Consider the following 15,972-nt stretch of genomic DNA (forward strand, 5'->3'; position numbering starts at 1 on the left):
GGTTGTTATATTGACCCGATTGTGCCCATGCCACCCCGCCCAGACCTCCCGCCCCATCCCTTGCCCGCAGACAAGGAGCTGGTTCTCAAGGTCATTCCCATGCCTGCCGATGTCAACGCCAATGGCGACATCTTCGGCGGCTGGGTCATGGCGCAGGTTGACTTGGCAGGTTCCGTGCTGCCCTCGCGCCTGGGCCAGAGCCGCATGGTCACCGTGGCCGTGAACGAGTTCATCTTCAAGCAGCCCGTGCGCGTGGGCGACATCCTGTCGTTCTACTCCAGCGTGCAGCGCGTGGGCCGCACCTCGGTCACGGTCGATGTCGAGGTCTATGCCGAGCGCTTTGCCGACCAGGGCCGCTTCGTCAAGGTGACCGAGGCCCTGCTGACCTACGTGGCCATCGACGGCCAGGGCAAGCCCCAGTCGCTGCCGGACAACGACCAGGTGCGTTCCTGGCGCGCAGCGGCCGAGCGCAATGCAGAACGCAAGCAGCAGCAGGCCGGCTGAACCCGCCCATCTGCAGCCATGAAAAAAGCGACCTTTGCAGGTCGCTTTTTCATTTCCGGCGCAGGGGTGGCTCAGGCCAGCGAGGGCGTGACGCGCGGCTGCAGCGAGGCGGCCGCGCTGGCCGCGGCCAGCGCAGCGGAGCTGCTGGCGGCGCTGTCGCTGGAGGCGGCCGACGAGGAAGACAGGCTGGAGGCGCTGGATGCCACAGCCGAACCCGACGAGGACGAGCGCGGCGAGGAGCCGGCCTCGATCTGGCCCGTGAGCTCGCCGCCCTCTTCGATCACCACCTTGCCGTAGCGGATCTTGCCGCTGACCTTGCCCGTGCCGTAGATGACCAGCTTCTCGCGCACGGTCAGCGTGCCGTCGAACACGCCATGGATCTCGGCGATGTCGATTTCGGCCGTGCCATGGAAGGCACCCTGCTCGGCGATCTGGATCACGCGCGAGTCCATGGTGGCTTCCACCGTGCCTTCGACGACCAGCGTGTCGCAGTCGGTGATCTCCACGCCCTTGAGCTTGATATTGGGGCCTACGGTGAGCTTGCTGCCCTGGGAGTCCTGCGCCACGGCCGATGCCTGGCGCTGGGCGGTCGACGGACTTGTCACGCTGGAGCTGGGCGTGACGGCACCGGAGGGGCTGCCGCCCGTACCGGTGGCGCCTATGCCGCTGCCCAGGGTGTTGCGGGAGGTGAAAGCATCGTTGTCGCGCTTGCCAAAGAACGGGTTCTGAACAGCCATGGGTGGGTCTCCTTCGGAAAAACCCGATGCTACGCACACGAACTGGCAACAAATGCCGGCATCTCGCAAGAAAAGTAACCAGATGGTTCTCCCGTTTCATGTGCTTGCAAGCCTTTCTCGATCACACACCGCGCATGCGCAGGTCGCGCAGCGGACATGCGCAAATCAATAGGTGCATCTACACTCATTCCCATTCCAGGCCACCTGCCCCACGCCCCATGACCTCCTCCACCTCAAGCGCCGCCAGTCCGGTCTGCACCTGCTTCATGGTGCGCAGCCTGTCGCGCAAGATCTCCCAGCTCTATGACGACACGCTCGCGCCCAGCGGCCTGCGCGGCACGCAGTTCAGCCTGCTGGTGCAGGCGCGCAATGCGCCCGACGGCCCGCCCACGGTCTCGGCCCTGGCCGAGCAGTTGCACACCGACCGCACGACGATGACGCGCAACCTGCGCACGCTGCAGCAGGCCGGCTTCATCGACCTGGTTCCCGGCGCGGATGCGCGCAGCCGCTGCGTGGTGGTCACGCCCGAAGGCCGCGCCCGCATCCGCGAGGCTGCCGCCCTGTGGCGCCAGGCCCAGCTGCGCGTGCGCGAGCTGTGCGGCAGCGAGCAGATCGGCGCGCTCGAAAGCCTGGTGCTGGGCATGCTGCCCGTGCTGGAAACCGCCACGCAGGAGAGCGCGGAATGAGCGCCGCCCTGTCCTCCGCAGCCCCTGGCGCTGCGGTCAGCGGGTCCGCGCATCCGTTGGTCAGTGGCCCCATCGCCTCCACCCTGATGCGCCTGGCCGTGCCCAACATGGTGGCGCTGAGCATGTCGGTGCTGGTCGCCGTGGCCGAGACCTACTACGTAGGGCAGCTGGGAACCGTGTCGCTGGCGGCCATGGCCCTGGTGTTTCCGCTGGCCATGCTCACGCAGATGATGAGCAACGGTGCCATGGGCAGCGGCGTGTCCTCGGCCATCAGCCGCGCGCTGGGTGCGGGCGACGGCGCGCGTGCCTCGGCACTGGCCCTGCACGCCATCGTGATCGGCACCATCGCAGGCCTGCTGTACTCGCTCATCTTCGTGCTCTGCGGCGCCACCTTCTACAGCTGGCTGGGCGGGCGCGGCGAGGTGCTGGCAGCGGCCACGGGCTTTGGCGCCGTGCTGTTCAGCGGCGCCATCCTGGTGTGGCTGTGCAATACGCTGGCCTCGGTGGTGCGGGGCACGGGCAATATGCGCATGCCGTCGGCCGTGATCTTTGCGGCCTCGCTGGTGCAGATCGTGGTGGGCGGCACGCTGGGGCTGGGCCTGGGGCCCATGCCGCGCTGGGGCATGCCGGGCGTGGCCGTGGGCAACATCGTGGCCATGGCACTGGCCGTCGCAGTCTTCCTGGCCTATCTGCAATGGGGCCAGCAGCGCCTGCAACTGGACTGGCGCAGGCCCCGCCTGGCCTGGCCCATGTTCCGCGACATCCTGCGCGTGGGGGCCCTCGCCTGCCTGTCCCCCGTGCAAACGGCGCTGGCCGCGCTGCTGCTGACAGGCATGGTCGCCCGCCTGGGCCCGCTGGCACTGGCCGGCTACGGCATTGGCCAGCGGCTGGAGTTCCTGCTGATCCCCATGGCCTTCGGCGTCGGCATGGCCGCCGTGCCCATGGTGGGCATGGCCATGGGCGCCGGCCAGGTGGCGCGCGCGCGCCGCGTGGCCTGGTCGGGCGGCGCCATGGCCGCAGCCCTGCTGGGCGTGCTGGGCCTGGTGGTCATGGTCTGGCCGCAGCTGTGGTCGGGCATCTTCACCGGCGACCCGGCCGTGCGCGCCTACGCCGACCTCTACCTGCGCACCGTGGGCCCCGCCTTCGGGCTGTTCGGCCTGGGACTGGTGCTGTACTTCGCGTCCCTGGGCGCAGGCCGCGTCTGGGCGCCCGTGCTGGCCGGCACGGTGCGCCTGCTGATCGTGGTGGTGGGCGGCGGCTGGCTCATGTCCAGCGGCCTGGGCAGCGCCCAGTCGCTGTTCATCCTCGTGGCCGTGGCCATGGCCGCCTATGGCGCAGGCACGGCCTGGGCTGTGTGGCGCGCGCGCTGGGGGTGAAGAAACGCAAAAAGAAGGCCCGCAGTCAGCGGGCCATGCTTCAAGAAACGATGTACGCCGCCGTCCCCGTGGACAGCAAGCTGCCATCGGCCCCCAGGAATTCCATGCGCGTGTTGGCCACGCGCGAACCCAGCCGCAGCACCTCGGCGCGCAGGATGAATTCGCTGCCGATGCCGGGGCGCAGGTAGTCCACGCGCAGGTCGATGGTGCCCAGGCGCGAGAAGCGGTGCAGGCGCTGCAGCGGTGCGTCGTCCATGTGCTTGGCGCCGATGGCCGCCATGACGGCCAGGCCGCCCATGGAGTCCAGGCCGGCGCTGATCACGCCGCCGTGGATGCGCTGGTAGGCCGCGTGGCCTATGAGCTCGGGCCGCATGGTGATGCGGCCTTCAACCCGCTCGGGCAGCACTTCGGTGATGCGCAGGCCCAGCACCTGGTTGAAGGCGATCTGGCGCTCGAACACCTCGCGCAGCCCGGCGATGAACTCGGGCTCGAACTGCACGGGCGCCTCAGAGGCCTTCGTGGATTTCAGCACTGGCTGAAGTCCGGCTTGCGCTTCTCCATGAACGCGGTGAACGCCTCCTTGGCAGCAGGCCCGCCCATCAGCTTGCCGAAGCTCGCACCCTCCTCGGCCATGCGCTCGCGCACCAGGCCGGACTGGCCGGCCTTCATGAGGCGCTTGGTCTCGATCAGGGCCGACAGCGGCTTGGCGGCCAGCTTCCTGGCCTGGGCCTGGGCCAGCGCATTGCATTCGCTGGGCGGCACGACGCGGTTGACCAGGCCCACTTCCAGGGCGGCCTCGGCCAGGAAGGGCTCGCCCAGCAGCAGGGCCTCGGCCGCCCGGTGGTAGCCGAGCATCTGGGGCAGCAGCAGGCTGGAGGCCGCTTCGGGGCACAGGCCCAGGTTCACGAAGGGCAGCGAGAAGGCCGCGTTGTCGCCCGCATAGACCAGGTCGCAGTGCAGCAGCAAGGTGGTGCCGATGCCCACGGCCGGGCCGCAGACGGCGGCGATCACGGGCTTGGGAAAGGCGGCGATGTTGTGCAGGAAGCGCCAGACGGGGCGCTGCTCGCCCTCCGGCCTGGCGGCGCCGCCGGCCGACTGCTTGAGGAAGTCGGCAATGTCGTTGCCCGCGCTGAAGATGGCCATGTCGCCCTGGAAGACCACGCAGCGCACGGCGGCGTCTTCGCCGGCCTGGGCCAGCGCATCGGCCATGCTGGCGTACATGGCCTCGGTGATGGAGTTCTTCTTGTCGGCGCGGTTGAAGGTGATGGTGCAGACACCGGCTTCGGTGTGCACGAGGATGTCCTGGGTGGTTTCGCTCATGATGGTCTTGCCTTGCTTATTCCTTGAAATACACGATCTGGTGGCTGCTCGCCAGCATCACGCCGGCCTCGCTCCACAGCTGGGCGCTCTGGTCGAAGAAGCCGTTGCGAAATTCCTGGCCGCGCGCCTGGGCCAGCAGGTGGCCCGTGCCTGCGGCGGCCAGTTCCTCGCGCCCCGCATGGAAGTAGACGGTGATGGACACCGTGCCCGCCGGGGTGCGCTGTGCGCGGCGCAGCCACACGCGCGGGAAGAATACGTCAGCCAGGCCGGCCAGCGCGCAAAAATCCAGTGCGCGCGGCGGCTCGTCGCGCACCCACAGGCGCGTGAGGCTGTCGGTCTCGCGGCCATCCCAGGTCTGGGGAATGATGCCTTCGAGAAAGCGCATGTCGTAGCGGTTGAGCCATTCCACGCCGCCCAGCGGCGGCACGCGCGGCACGGCGGCGGGCGACGGCACCTCGGGCATGGCCAGGTCGGTGCCGCCCCAGGTGCTGCGCCGCACGGCCGTGACGGCCGTGGCCGTGGTGACGACCTGGGCATCGCCATCCTGGTCGGGCTGGGTGATGGTCAGCAGCCAGTGCTGGGTGGAGCGGTTGGTGCGAACGGGGCGGGCCTCGATGTCGAAGCGCCCCGCGCCCAGCGCGGCCGCGTAGTTGACGGTGATGGACAGCGGATCGCCCAGGCACAGCGGATGCTGCTGGATGGCCCGCACCAGCGCGGCGGCGGTGATGCCGCCGTACGGGCCCACCATGTTCCAGTAGTCCTGCGTGGTCTGGCCCTGGTAGTGGCCCACGGCGCCGGTGGGCGTGAGCGCCACGGCCTGGTCGAGAGGATGGATGTCTGTGCTCATGGCAAACGAGTGTGATGGCAAGCGGCGCCCGCGTCCGTCAAGCCGGCGACTCTGCGGGTGAGGGAAAGCGCGGGTGGGCCGCGGCGGCCGGCGCCTTGGTCCAGCCCGAGAACACGTCCACGGCCCGGCCCCAGAGCGCGTCGCGCATATCGGCGCGGAAGAAGCCGAAATGCCCTATGCGCCGCAACTGCAGGGCCTTGGGTTCGATGCGCTCGATGCGGCTGGGGGCATTGGCGTAGAGCGCGAACAGGTGCTCGGTGCCGCGCCAGGTCATGAGTTCGTCGTCGCTCATGGACAGCGCCATCACCGGAAAGCGCACGGCGGCGTAACTGCGCGCGGCGGCCTCGCCCTCGGCACCCACGCTGTAGCGCGGATTCAGGCACCAGCGGCGCCACTGCAGCATGACGCCGGCCGGCAGGTCGCCCACCTTGCGCAGGCGCCGGCCCGGAAAGTAGCCGCACAGGCGCGTGGCCACGGGCACCAGCACATGCCAGAAATAGGGAACCATGCGCTTGAGGCGGGGCGCGTTGTCGCGCCAGTAGCCGCTGCCGGCCGCAATGCTCAAAAGGCCGTCCACCAGCTGCGGGGAGCGCAGCAGGCCCGGCAGCTGGGCGCCCAGGCTGTGGCCGATCAGGAACAGCGGCTGGTCCGGCAGCTGCGCCTTGGCATGGGCGATGACCGCCTCGTAGTCGCGCGCCCAGTCGCACAGGTCGGCACGCACCTGGCGCAAAGAGCCTTGCAGGGAATCGCCATGGCCCCGGTAGTCAAAGCTGGTCACCCGATAGCCCTGGCCCGCAAGCCAGGTGGCAAAGGCCTCGTAGAAGGCCTGGCGCACCCCCATGGCCCCGCCGATGACCACGCTGGCGCGCGGCGGGCCAGCGGGCGTGTAGACGCGCAGCGCCAGCGTGGCGCCATCGCTGCTGAGTTGGTGTTGTTCCATGGCTGTCTCCTGGTCGGTGCCGCAATGTGCTGACACCAAGTCAAAAACCGGCGCGGCCCCACGCCAGGGACACCAAGGAAGGGCCGCCCCGCACCGAGGGTGTCGTCCCCCTCCCTCGCGCAGCGAGTAGAGAGGCGCCGTGCAACGGGGGAAGCGGCAAAGCCGCTCAGGGGGTGCTACATCCTCTCGAAGATGCCGGCGGCGCCCTGGCCCATTCCGACGCACATCGTCACCATGCCGTAGCGCAATTGCTTGCGGCGCAGCGCATGCACCACGGTGGCCGAGCGGATGGCGCCCGTGGCACCCAGCGGGTGGCCCAGGGCAATCGCGCCGCCCATGGGGTTGACCTTGGCGGGGTCCAGACCCAGCGTGTTGACCACGGCCAGCGACTGGGCGGCAAAGGCTTCGTTGAGCTCGAACCAGTCGATGTCGTCCTGCTTGAGGCCCGCATAGCGCAGCGCGGCCGGGATGGCTTCGATGGGGCCGATGCCCATGATGGCCGGCGGCACGCCCTTGCTGGCATAGCTCACGAAGCGCGCCAGCGGCGTGAGGCCGAAGCGCTGCACGGCGGCGCCGCTGGCCAGGATCAGCGCGCCTGCGCCATCGCTGGTCTGCGAGCTGTTGCCGGCCGTCACCGAGCCGCGCGCCGCGAACACGGTGCGCAGCTTGCCCAGGCCTTCCAGGCTGGTGTCGGGGCGCGCGCCCTCGTCCAGCTCCACGGTGCGCGTGCGCACCACGGGTTCGCCCTTGGCCAGGTCCAGGCCCCGGTCGGCGACCTCGATGGGCGTGATCTCGTCCTTGAACTCGCCGGCCTGCTGCGCGGCCAGGGCACGGCGGTGCGACTCCAGCGCAAAGGCGTCCTGCGCATCGCGCGAGACCTTCCACTGCTGGGCCACCTTCTCGGCCGTCAGGCCCATGCCGTAGGCAATGCCCACGTCGCCATCGCGCTCGAAGATGGACGGCGACAGCGAGGGCGCGTTGCCCATCATGGGCACCATGCTCATGCTCTCGACGCCGGCCGCGATCATCACGTCGGCCTCGCCCACGCGGATGCGGTCCGCCGCCATGGCCACGGCCGACAGGCCCGAGGCGCAGAAGCGGTTCACGGTGATGCCACCCACGCTGGTGGGCAGGCCCGCCAGCACGGCGCTGATGCGCGCCACGTTCAGGCCCTGCTGGGCCTCGGGGATGGCGCAGCCGCAGATGATGTCCTCGATGGCAGCCGGGTCCAGCCCCGGCACCTGGGCCAGCGCGGCCTTCAGCGTGGTCGCCAGCAGGTCGTCGGGACGGTAGTTGCGGAAAAAGCCCTTGTGCGACTTGCCGATGGGCGTGCGCGTGGCGGCGACGATGTAGGCGTCTTGGATTTGTTTCATGGAGATTGCTCCTCGATCTCAGTTATTCATCACCCCCGCAGCCCCCGAAAAGGGCGCGCCCCAGACAACTGGCGTGCTCCAGACCAGGGACAGCAAGCAAGGGCCGCCCCGCCGCGAGGCTGTCGTCCCCCTGGGGGAAGGCGCGAAGCGACTCAGGGGGGGACATATCAATTCCGGACGGGCTTGCCGGTGTTCAGCATTCCGAGAATGCGTTCATGTGTCTTCGGATGGCCGATCAGGTGGCAGAACGCCTTGCGTTCGAGCTTCATCAGATAGGCCTCGTCCACCAGGGTGCCCGCATCCACGTCGCCGCCGCAGACCACGTTGGCGATCAGGCTGGCCACATGCTGGTCGAACTCGCTGATGAAGCCGCCGTCACGCATGTTGACCAGCGAGCCCTTGATGGTGGCCACGCCGCTGCGTCCCGCCACGGGGAAGCTGCGCGGCAGCGGCGCCCGCCAGCCGCCTGCGGCCATGGACTTGGCCTCGTTGATGGCGACGAAGAGCAGCTCGTCCTTGTGCGGCACGATGAGGTCGCTGTCCAGCAGGTAGCCCAGCTTGCGCGACTCGATGGCACTGGTGCCCACCTTGGCCATGGCCGCGGCCGTGAAGCCTTCGGTCAGGAAGGGCAGCAGGTCCTTGCCCGTGCTGGTGGCGGCGTTCTCTGCCGCGCGGCGCGCGATGTAGGTCAGGCCGCCCGCGCCAGGCACCAGGCCCACGCCGACTTCCACCAGGCCGATGTAGCTTTCCATATGCGCCACGCGGCGTGCGCTGTACACAGCCAGCTCGCAGCCGCCGCCCAGCGCCATGCCATGGATGGCCGCAACCACGGGCACCTGGGCGTAGCGGATGCGCAGCATCAGGTTTTGCAGCTCCTGCTCCACGCTTTCGATGGCGTCGGCGCCGCCGATCACGAAGGCCGGCATGGTGGCTTCCAGGTCGGCGCCCACGCTGAACGGCGCATCGCCCGACCAGATGACCATGCCCTGGAAGTCGGTCTCGGCCACGTCCACGGCCTCCATCAGCGCTTCCATGACTTCGGGGCTGATGGCGTGCATCTTGTTCTTGATGCTGGCGATCAGGATCTGGCCGTCCAGCGTCCAGGTGCGCAGCGCCTTGGATTCGGCGATCGTGGTACCTGCCGTCTTCCAGTCGGGCAGGCTGTCTTCGCCCAGCAGCCTCTCAGGGAAGATCTGGCGCTCGTAGACGGGCAGCACGCGGCGGGGCACGAACTGGCCCTTGGCAGGGCTCCACGAGCCCTGCGCCGTGTGCACGCCGCCGGCCTCGGCCACCGGGCCTTCGAAGACCCACTTGGGCAGAGGTGCCTTGCTCAATGCCTTGCCGGCATCGATGTCCTCCTGGACCATCTTCGCCACTTCCAGCCAGCCGGCTTCCTGCCACAGCTCGAACGGGCCCTGCTTCATGCCGAAGCCCCAGCGCATGGCCTGGTCCACGTCGCGGGCGGACTCCGCAATGCTCTCCAGGTGGATGGCCGCGTAGTGGAAGCTGTTGCGCAGGATGGCCCACAGGAAGCGGCCCTGCGCCCCCTCGGCATTGCGCAGCAGCTTCAGGCGCTCGGCAGCGGGCTTCTTGAGCATGCGGCCATAGACCTCGTCGGCCTTGCCGCCTGCGGGCACGTAGTCCTCGCTGTCCAGCTCGAACTGCAGGATGTCGCGGCCGACCTTCTTGTAGAAGCCCTTCTTCGCCTTCTGGCCGAGGTTGCCCAACTCGATCAGCTTGGCCAGCACGGGCGGCGTGCCGAAGCTGGCGTAGAAGGGATCGGTCTCGGCGCTGAGGTTGTCCTGCAGCGTCTTGATCACATGGGCCATGGTGTCCAGGCCCACCACGTCGGCCGTGCGGAAGGTACCGCTGGATGCGCGGCCCAGCTTCTTGCCGGTGAGGTCATCGACCACGTCGAAGGTCAGTCCGAAGTTCTCGACCTCCTTCATGGTGGCCAGCATGCCGGCGATGCCGATGCGGTTGGCGATGAAGTTGGGCGTGTCCTTGGCGCGCACCACGCCCTTGCCCAGGCCGCTGGTGACGAAGGCTTCGAGCTGGTCCAGCACCACGGGCTGCGTGGTCGGCGTGGCGATCAGCTCCACCAGCGGCATGTAGCGCGGCGGGTTGAAGAAGTGGATGCCGCAAAAGCGCGGCTTGATCGCGTCGGGCAGCGCCTCGGACAGCTTGGTGATGGACAGGCCCGAGGTGTTGGACGCCACGATGGCGTGCTTGGCCACATGGGGCGCGATCTTGGTGTACAGGTCGAGCTTCCAGTCCATGCGCTCGGCAATGGCCTCGATGATCAGGTCGCAGCCCTTGAGCAGCTTGAGGTGCTCCTCGTAGTTGGCGGGCTGGATCAGGTCCGCGTCCTCGGCCACGCCGATGGGCGAAGGCTTGAGCTTCTTGAGGTTGGCGATGGCGCGCTCGGCGATGCCGCTTTTCGGGCCTTCCTTGGCAGGCAGGTCGAACAGCACCACGGGCACCTTGACATTGACCAGATGGGCCGCGATCTGCGCTCCCATCACGCCAGCGCCGAGCACGGCGACTTTCTTCACATTGAATCGGGACATGGATGTTCCACAAGTGGGAGGGAGGTGGCCGCTGCGGCCGCCTTCCGGAATGGTTTACTGCACGCGCACCCAGGTCTGGGTGCGGCCAAAGGGGCCGATGGAGCCGCGCACCTCGAGCTTGGCGCCGCCCTCGATGGGCGTCAGGCGCAGGGTGTAGGTCTTGCCGTTTTCGGGGTCGAGGATCTTGCCGCCTTCCCAGACGTCCTTGCCCTCGGCCTTCTTGGCGCCGCGGATGATCTCCAGCCCCTTGAGCGGCTGGCCCTTGCGGTCGTCAGAACACTCGGTGCAGGTGGCGGCCGGATCGGCGCCCTTGCGCAGGATCTGCTCGATGCGGCCCGTAACCACGCCGTCGTTCTCGGCCACGCGGATCTCAGACTTGGCTTCGCCGCTCTTGTCGTCCACGCTCTTCCACAGGCCCACGGGCGTCATCTGCGCCTGCGCCGCGACGGCCGTGAGGCCCAGCACCATTGCTGCCAGTGCTTGATATGCCTTCATTTCAAACCCCTTTCGCCTAGAAAGGCGCACAGGCCACGCTGATGCGCACAGCCCGTGCTCCCATGTTGGAGTGAAGCCGTTCAGGCCAGCGCTGCGTCCGTATCCATCAGGGACTTGCTGCCCGCGCGGGCCGTGCGCATCAGCGTCGCGGTCTCGGGGAACAGCTTGGCGAAGTAGAAACGCGCGGTCTGCAGCTTGGCCTGGTAGAACGGGTCGGTGTTGCCCTTGGCGATTTCACGCAGCGCCACCTGGGCCATGCGGGCGAAGAAGTAGCCGAACACCAGGTGGCCCGCCACACGCAGGTAGTCCACAGAGGCGGCGCCCACCTCGTCGGGGTTTTGCATGCCCTTGAAGCCGATCTCGGTGGTGAACTTGGTCATCTGGTCGCCCAGGTAGGCGATGGGATTGATGAACTCGGCCATCTTCTCGTTGACGCCCTCTTCCTCCACCAGTTGCGCCACCAGCTTGCCGAACTTCTTGAGCGATGCGCCCTGGTTGCCCAGCACCTTGCGGCCCAGCAGGTCCAGCGCCTGGATGCCGTTCGTGCCTTCATAGATCATGTTGATGCGCGCATCGCGCACGAACTGCTCCATGCCCCATTCGGTGATGAAGCCATGGCCGCCATAGACCTGCTGGCTCATGGTGGTGGCCGTCCAGCCGTTGTCGGTGATGAAGGCCTTGACGATGGGGGTCAGCAGCGCCACCAGCTCGGCGCTGTCCTTGCGCACCTTTTCGTCGGGGTGGTTGAACTCCTTGTCGATCAGGAAGGCGCAGTAGGTCACCAGCGCGCGGCCGCCTTCGGCATAGGCCTTGGCCGTCAGCAGCATGCGGCGCACGTCGGGGTGGACGATGATGGGGTCGGCCGGCTTGTCCTTGGCCTTGGTACCCGACAGGCTGCGCATCTGCAGGCGGTCCTTGGCATAGGCCAGGGCGTTCTGGTAGGCCACCTCGGTCAGGCCCAGCGACTGGTTGCCCACGCCCAGGCGGGCGGCATTCATCATCACGAACATGGCCTGCAGGCCCTTGTTCGGCTGGCCCACCAGGGTGCCGATGGCGCCGTCGATATTGATCTGAGCCGTGGCATTGCCATGGATGCCCATCTTGTGCTCCAGCGCACCGCAGAAGATGGGGTTGCGCTCGCCCAGCGAGCCATCGGCCTTGACCACGAACTTGGGCACCACGAACAGGCTGATGCCCTTGGAGCCCGGGGGCGCATCGGGCAGGCGGGCCAGCACCAGGTGGACGATGTTGTCGGTGAAGTCGTGCTCGCCAGCGCTGATGAAGATCTTGTTGCCGGTGATTTTGTAGGTGCCCTCGGGCGCGCCGGCCACGGGCTCGGCCTTGGTGCGCAGCAGTCCCAGGTCGGTGCCGCAATGGGGCTCGGTCAGGCACATGGTGCCAGTCCACTCGCCGCTGGTCAGCTTGGGCAGGTACAGCTTCTTTTGCTCTTCCGTGCCATGCACATGCAGGGCCTCGTAGGCGCCGTGCGACAGCCCGGGGTACATGGTCCAGGCCTGGTTGGCGCTGTTGAGCATCTCGTACAGCGCCGAGTTCACCGCAAAGGGCAGGCCCTGGCCGCCATAGGCCGTGTCGCAGGACAGCGAAGGCCAGCCGCCTTCCACGTACTTCTGGTAGGCCTCCTTGAAGCCCTTGGGCGTGGTGACCTCGTGGGTTTCCTTGTTCAGCACGCAGCCCTCGGCATCGCCGCTGATGTTCAGCGGAAACGTCACATTGGCCGCGAACTTGCCCGCCTCTTCCAGCACGGCGTTGATGGTGTCGGCATCGACCTCGGCATGCGCCGTCATCTGCCGGTAGTCATCCGTGACCTTGAACACCTCGTGCATGAGGAATTGCATGTCGCGCAGGGGCGGGTTGTAGCTGGGCATTTGTCTTCTCCTGTGTTGGCGGGGTTTGCAGTGGATGCGGTGAAAACGGTGAAACTGAAAAATCAGGTCGGGCTGGCGTAGCGCACCAGAATGCTCTCGAAGCCGTCGATGGCGCGCTGCATGGAGCCTTCGTTGCGCAGGAAGCGCGCCTCGTAATGCAGGGCCAGGATCAGGCCGTGGATCTCGAACAGCAGCTGGTTCTCGTCCAGGTCGGCACGCAGGTCGCCGCATTCGCGGCACTGCACGATGGTGCGGCGCATGGCTGCGTGCCAGGTCTGGACCGAGGCCGTCAGCGCATCGCGCACCGGCCCCGTGCGGTCATCGAACTCCACGGCGCCGCTGATATAGATGCAGCCCGAGTCCAGCTCGATCGACGTGCGCTTCATCCAGTTGTCGAACAGCGCGCGCAGACGCGCCACGCCGCGCGGCGCCTGAAGCGCCGGGAAGAACACTTCCTGCTCGAAACGGTCGTGGTATTCATGCACCACGGAAATCTGCAGCTCCTCGCGCGAGCCAAAATGCGCGAACACGCCCGACTTGCTCATGCCCGTCAGCTCGGCCAGAGCGCCGATAGACAGGCCCTCAAGGCCAATGTGCGTGGCCAGGTTGAGGGCAGCCTCCACAATGGTGGCCTTGGTCTGCTGACCCTTGTGCAGCGCGCGGCGCGGCGCGGGAGCAGCCGCTTCGTGCACGGAAGAGCCGGCCTTGGGATCGGCATTGGAGTTGGCCGGAGAGCGGGCGGCGCGGCGTGGGGCGGAAACGCTGGACATGCGAAATTCTTGTTAAAACGAACGTTCGTGCTATTTTGCATGGAAAGCTTGTCGCGGCGAAGACATGCGGGGGAAAACACCTAGCAACCCGAAGCCCCTCCACCGCGTGCCCATGAAAAAAGCCACCGGCGCAAGCGGGTGGCTTTGCTGCAAAGCGGACCCTGGGGTCCGCTGGGCCATGTTCAGACCATCAAGGCCAGGCTGGCTTCCAGATGCTCGGTCGGCAGGCGGCGGAAACCCGAGCGTGCGTAGCGCTGCAGGCGGCCCAGCGCGAACGACGTCAGCACGCTGGCGGCGACCTGGGCATCGACCGTCGGGGCGGAGGAGCCCAGCGCACCGGCGGCGGGGCGCAGGCACTGGCGCAGCGTGGATTCGATGCGGTCGAAGAACTGGTTCATGCGGGCCTGCAGACGCTCGTGCTCGAAGACGATGGCATCGCCCACCATGACGCGCACCATGCCGGGGTTGCGCTCGCCGAACTGCAGCACCAGCGAGATCACGCGGCTGGCCTGGCGCATGCCATCCACTGCGGGACGCTCTTCCTCAGGCACATCCCGCCCGACGATCTGCTGCACCAGCGTGAAGACGGATTGCTCAATGAACTCGATCAGTCCTTCGAACATCTGGGCCTTGCTGGCGAAGTGGCGGTACAGGGCCGCCTCGCTGACGCCCAGGTGAGCGGCCAGCGCTGCCGTGGTGATGCGTTCTGCGCCGGGCTTTTCCAGCATGGCCGCAAGCGCCTGAAGGATCTGCTCGCGCCGCTCCCCGGGTTTGGGGCGTTTGCGCGCAGGCGTGGGGGCGGAAGCGGAGGCGGCTTCGTCGGAAACGACATCAGCGCCAGGAGCGGATAAAGGCGACAGGACTTCAGACTCGGACATAAGCAGATCAACTATTTGTAAGTAATTCTCTCACAGCCCTCGGCGGCAACTCCGCACAAAGCTGTCCCCATGAGCGCAACCGTCAGGATCGCGTCCCTGTTGGCTGCGCTGCTACTGTTTCCGAGAGCACGGCCGGCATTTGCAATGGAAGCTCCAAGCGTACCAGCAGGCCCTTGCCCTGCGCGCCGGCGCCAAAGGCCAGAGTGCCCTGGTGCAACAGGGCGATTTCATCGGCAATCGCCAATCCCAGCCCCGTTCCATCGCCTGACGCACCCTGGGCGCGGTAAAAGCGCTGCGTGATCTGCGAGCGCTCGGCCTCGGGCACGCCGGGGCCATCGTCCTCGATCTCCAGGAAGGCCCACCCTAGCGGCTCATCCGCAGACTGCCCCGCGCCATGGTACATGCCGCAGCGCAGCGTGACGCTACCGCCGGGCGGCGTGTACTTGATGGCGTTGTCCACGAGATTGGACACCAGTTCGCGCAGCAGCCAGCTGTGACCCCAGACACTGGCCGGAGCAACGTCAAGGCCGAAGTCCAGCCCCTTGGCGCTGGCCTGGTCGAAGAACATTTCCAGCATGCTTTCGCACAGGTCCTTGAGGTCCACCTGCTGCAGCGGCTGGACTTCGGCATTGCGGGCGTCGGCACGTGACAGCGCCAGCAACTGGCGTGCCAGCTGCGAGGTGCGCCGCGTGGCGTCGCGCAATTGCTCGATCTGCGTCACGCTGAGCACCACCTGGGCCTCGGTGCCCTTGCGCCTCGCTTCGGCCTGGGCAGCCTGCGCGCTCAGCGCCCAGGCCTCGACCTGGGCTTGCAAGGCCGCCAGAGGCGTGCGCAATTGATGGGCGGCATCGGCCACAAAGCGCCGCTGGCCTTCGGCCTGGGCGTTGACCAGTGCAAACAATCGGTTGAGCGAGCGCACCAGCGGGCGGACCTCGGCCGGCGAGCTGTGCTCAGAGATGGGACTGAGGTCGCGCGGCGAGCGCCGCTCCACAGCCTGGGTCAGGGTCAGCAGCGGCCGGAAGGCCCGGCTGACCGACCAGTAGATGGCAATGCCAGCGCCCGCGATCAGCAGAACGCTGGGCAGCAGCACATGCAGCAGCAACTGGCGCACCCATTGCTGGCGTACGTCGCCACCGTCGGCCAGCACGAGCACCATTTCACCGGCGCCATAGGTTTCGGCGCGCATGACGGCCACGCGGTAGGTCAGGCCGTCATGCTCCTGGCTGTGGAACTCGGCCAGCGGCGTGGAAGGCACATCGAAGCGGATCCAGGTGTCGCCGGCAACGACATGGCCCTGCAGGTCGCCCACGGCATATCCGACGTCGTTGCCGCGCTGGCGCAAGACTTCCTCGATGGCGGGCGTCAGCGCGACCAGCGGCGGCGTTCCCTCGGCAATCGACGGTGCCAGCACGGAGTCGGCCAGCGCGGGCAGCAGGCGCAAAAGGCGCTGGTCATGCTGGGTGGAGGCCTCGTCTGCCGAGCGGTAGCCGAACCAGCCGCCCATCAGCGCCAGCAGCGTCAGCGGCACCACCAGCAGCACCAGCAGGCGAAGTCGCAGATTGGCTGTCATGGGCGGTCAGCGCCTGGGGC

General features: G+C 67.6%; 15 protein-coding genes. 3 read left to right on the forward strand and 12 right to left on the reverse strand.

The window, feature by feature from the left end; all coding sequences use genetic code 11:
• Positions 1–27 precede the first annotated feature (27 nt).
• The gene (locus ACF8O7_RS01080; protein WP_012203278.1) at positions 28–504 is read left to right on the forward strand and encodes an acyl-CoA thioesterase; all 477 of its coding nucleotides are present in this window, start codon (positions 28–30) and stop codon (positions 502–504) included.
• A 71-nt stretch (positions 505–575) separates the two neighbouring features.
• Here ACF8O7_RS01080 and ACF8O7_RS01085 read toward each other — a convergent pair whose 3' ends face one another.
• Complete coding sequence (locus ACF8O7_RS01085) at positions 576–1,241, reverse strand: polymer-forming cytoskeletal protein (RefSeq protein ID WP_016446423.1); 666 nt, start codon at positions 1,239–1,241, stop codon at positions 576–578.
• Positions 1,242–1,459: 218 nt separating this feature from the next.
• Here ACF8O7_RS01085 and ACF8O7_RS01090 point away from each other — a divergent pair, with 218 nt between their 5' ends.
• Positions 1,460–1,927, forward strand: a complete 468-nt coding sequence (locus tag ACF8O7_RS01090) for a MarR family winged helix-turn-helix transcriptional regulator (protein WP_043789930.1) — start codon at positions 1,460–1,462, stop codon at positions 1,925–1,927.
• Complete coding sequence (locus ACF8O7_RS01095) at positions 1,924–3,303, forward strand: MATE family efflux transporter (RefSeq protein ID WP_126311311.1); 1,380 nt, start codon at positions 1,924–1,926, stop codon at positions 3,301–3,303. The genes ACF8O7_RS01090 and ACF8O7_RS01095 overlap by 4 nt, the downstream gene beginning before the upstream one ends.
• A 40-nt stretch (positions 3,304–3,343) precedes the next feature.
• Here ACF8O7_RS01095 and ACF8O7_RS01100 read toward each other — a convergent pair whose 3' ends face one another.
• The 11 genes from ACF8O7_RS01100 to ACF8O7_RS01150 all read right to left on the reverse strand — a co-directional run bounded on the left by ACF8O7_RS01100 (position 3,344) and on the right by ACF8O7_RS01150 (position 15,952).
• On the reverse strand, positions 3,344–3,835 hold the full coding sequence (locus tag ACF8O7_RS01100) for a thioesterase family protein (RefSeq protein ID WP_043819902.1): 492 nt from the start codon (positions 3,833–3,835) through the stop codon (positions 3,344–3,346).
• Entirely contained in the window at positions 3,829–4,623 is a 795-nt protein-coding gene (locus tag ACF8O7_RS01105) for an enoyl-CoA hydratase (protein ID WP_013804194.1), read from the reverse strand. The genes ACF8O7_RS01100 and ACF8O7_RS01105 overlap by 7 nt, the downstream gene beginning before the upstream one ends.
• A gap of 16 nt (positions 4,624–4,639) precedes the next feature.
• Positions 4,640–5,470, reverse strand: coding sequence for an acyl-CoA thioesterase II (locus tag ACF8O7_RS01110; protein WP_126311310.1), 831 nt, complete (start codon positions 5,468–5,470; stop codon positions 4,640–4,642).
• 37 nt (positions 5,471–5,507) lie between these two features.
• Positions 5,508–6,410 carry an alpha/beta fold hydrolase gene (locus tag ACF8O7_RS01115; protein WP_016451807.1) on the reverse strand — a complete coding sequence of 301 codons (903 nt, stop codon included), beginning with the start codon at positions 6,408–6,410 and terminating at the stop codon, positions 5,508–5,510.
• 176 nt (positions 6,411–6,586) lie between these two features.
• Complete coding sequence (locus ACF8O7_RS01120) at positions 6,587–7,783, reverse strand: acetyl-CoA C-acyltransferase (RefSeq protein ID WP_126311309.1); 1,197 nt, start codon at positions 7,781–7,783, stop codon at positions 6,587–6,589.
• 167 nt (positions 7,784–7,950) lie between these two features.
• Positions 7,951–10,353: a 3-hydroxyacyl-CoA dehydrogenase/enoyl-CoA hydratase family protein gene (locus ACF8O7_RS01125; RefSeq protein WP_016446430.1), complete on the reverse strand. Its 2,403-nt coding sequence runs from the start codon at positions 10,351–10,353 to the stop codon at positions 7,951–7,953.
• A 54-nt stretch (positions 10,354–10,407) separates the two neighbouring features.
• Complete coding sequence (locus ACF8O7_RS01130; RefSeq protein ID WP_016446431.1) at positions 10,408–10,848, reverse strand: DUF2147 domain-containing protein; 441 nt, start codon at positions 10,846–10,848, stop codon at positions 10,408–10,410.
• Between the two features lie 80 nt (positions 10,849–10,928).
• Complete coding sequence (locus ACF8O7_RS01135) at positions 10,929–12,734, reverse strand: acyl-CoA dehydrogenase C-terminal domain-containing protein (protein WP_016446432.1); 1,806 nt, start codon at positions 12,732–12,734, stop codon at positions 10,929–10,931.
• 62 nt (positions 12,735–12,796) lie between these two features.
• A complete protein-coding gene (locus ACF8O7_RS01140) occupies positions 12,797–13,504 on the reverse strand; it encodes a TetR/AcrR family transcriptional regulator (protein WP_126311308.1) in 708 nt (235 codons plus the stop codon).
• A gap of 182 nt (positions 13,505–13,686) precedes the next feature.
• Positions 13,687–14,382, reverse strand: coding sequence for a nucleoid occlusion factor SlmA (gene slmA, locus ACF8O7_RS01145; protein WP_012203254.1), 696 nt, complete (start codon positions 14,380–14,382; stop codon positions 13,687–13,689).
• An 82-nt stretch (positions 14,383–14,464) separates the two neighbouring features.
• Complete coding sequence (locus ACF8O7_RS01150; RefSeq protein WP_279493426.1) at positions 14,465–15,952, reverse strand: ATP-binding protein; 1,488 nt, start codon at positions 15,950–15,952, stop codon at positions 14,465–14,467.
• Between the last annotated feature and the right edge of the window lie 20 nt (positions 15,953–15,972).

The sequence above is a fragment of the Delftia sp. WSY_16 genome (assembly GCF_043104415.1).
Taxonomy (GTDB): domain Bacteria; phylum Pseudomonadota; class Gammaproteobacteria; order Burkholderiales; family Burkholderiaceae_C; genus Comamonas; species Comamonas tsuruhatensis.

What these genes read in the sequence shown, in the direction of transcription:
- ACF8O7_RS01080 (WP_012203278.1), top strand. Translation starts at nt 28, where the DNA reads ATGCCACCCCGCCCAGACCTCCCGCCCCATCCCTTGCCCGCAGACAAG.
- ACF8O7_RS01085 (WP_016446423.1), bottom strand. Translation starts at nt 1,241, where the DNA reads ATGGCTGTTCAGAACCCGTTCTTTGGCAAGCGCGACAACGATGCTTTC.
- ACF8O7_RS01090 (WP_043789930.1), top strand. Translation starts at nt 1,460, where the DNA reads ATGACCTCCTCCACCTCAAGCGCCGCCAGTCCGGTCTGCACCTGCTTC.
- ACF8O7_RS01095 (WP_126311311.1), top strand. Translation starts at nt 1,924, where the DNA reads ATGAGCGCCGCCCTGTCCTCCGCAGCCCCTGGCGCTGCGGTCAGCGGG.
- ACF8O7_RS01105 (WP_013804194.1), bottom strand. Translation starts at nt 4,623, where the DNA reads ATGAGCGAAACCACCCAGGACATCCTCGTGCACACCGAAGCCGGTGTC.
- ACF8O7_RS01110 (WP_126311310.1), bottom strand. Translation starts at nt 5,470, where the DNA reads ATGAGCACAGACATCCATCCTCTCGACCAGGCCGTGGCGCTCACGCCC.
- ACF8O7_RS01115 (WP_016451807.1), bottom strand. Translation starts at nt 6,410, where the DNA reads ATGGAACAACACCAACTCAGCAGCGATGGCGCCACGCTGGCGCTGCGC.
- ACF8O7_RS01120 (WP_126311309.1), bottom strand. Translation starts at nt 7,783, where the DNA reads ATGAAACAAATCCAAGACGCCTACATCGTCGCCGCCACGCGCACGCCC.
- ACF8O7_RS01125 (WP_016446430.1), bottom strand. Translation starts at nt 10,353, where the DNA reads ATGTCCCGATTCAATGTGAAGAAAGTCGCCGTGCTCGGCGCTGGCGTG.
- ACF8O7_RS01130 (WP_016446431.1), bottom strand. Translation starts at nt 10,848, where the DNA reads ATGAAGGCATATCAAGCACTGGCAGCAATGGTGCTGGGCCTCACGGCC.
- ACF8O7_RS01135 (WP_016446432.1), bottom strand. Translation starts at nt 12,734, where the DNA reads ATGCCCAGCTACAACCCGCCCCTGCGCGACATGCAATTCCTCATGCAC.
- ACF8O7_RS01140 (WP_126311308.1), bottom strand. Translation starts at nt 13,504, where the DNA reads ATGTCCAGCGTTTCCGCCCCACGCCGCGCCGCCCGCTCTCCGGCCAAC.
- slmA (WP_012203254.1), bottom strand. Translation starts at nt 14,382, where the DNA reads ATGTCCGAGTCTGAAGTCCTGTCGCCTTTATCCGCTCCTGGCGCTGAT.
- ACF8O7_RS01150 (WP_279493426.1), bottom strand. Translation starts at nt 15,952, where the DNA reads ATGACAGCCAATCTGCGACTTCGCCTGCTGGTGCTGCTGGTGGTGCCG.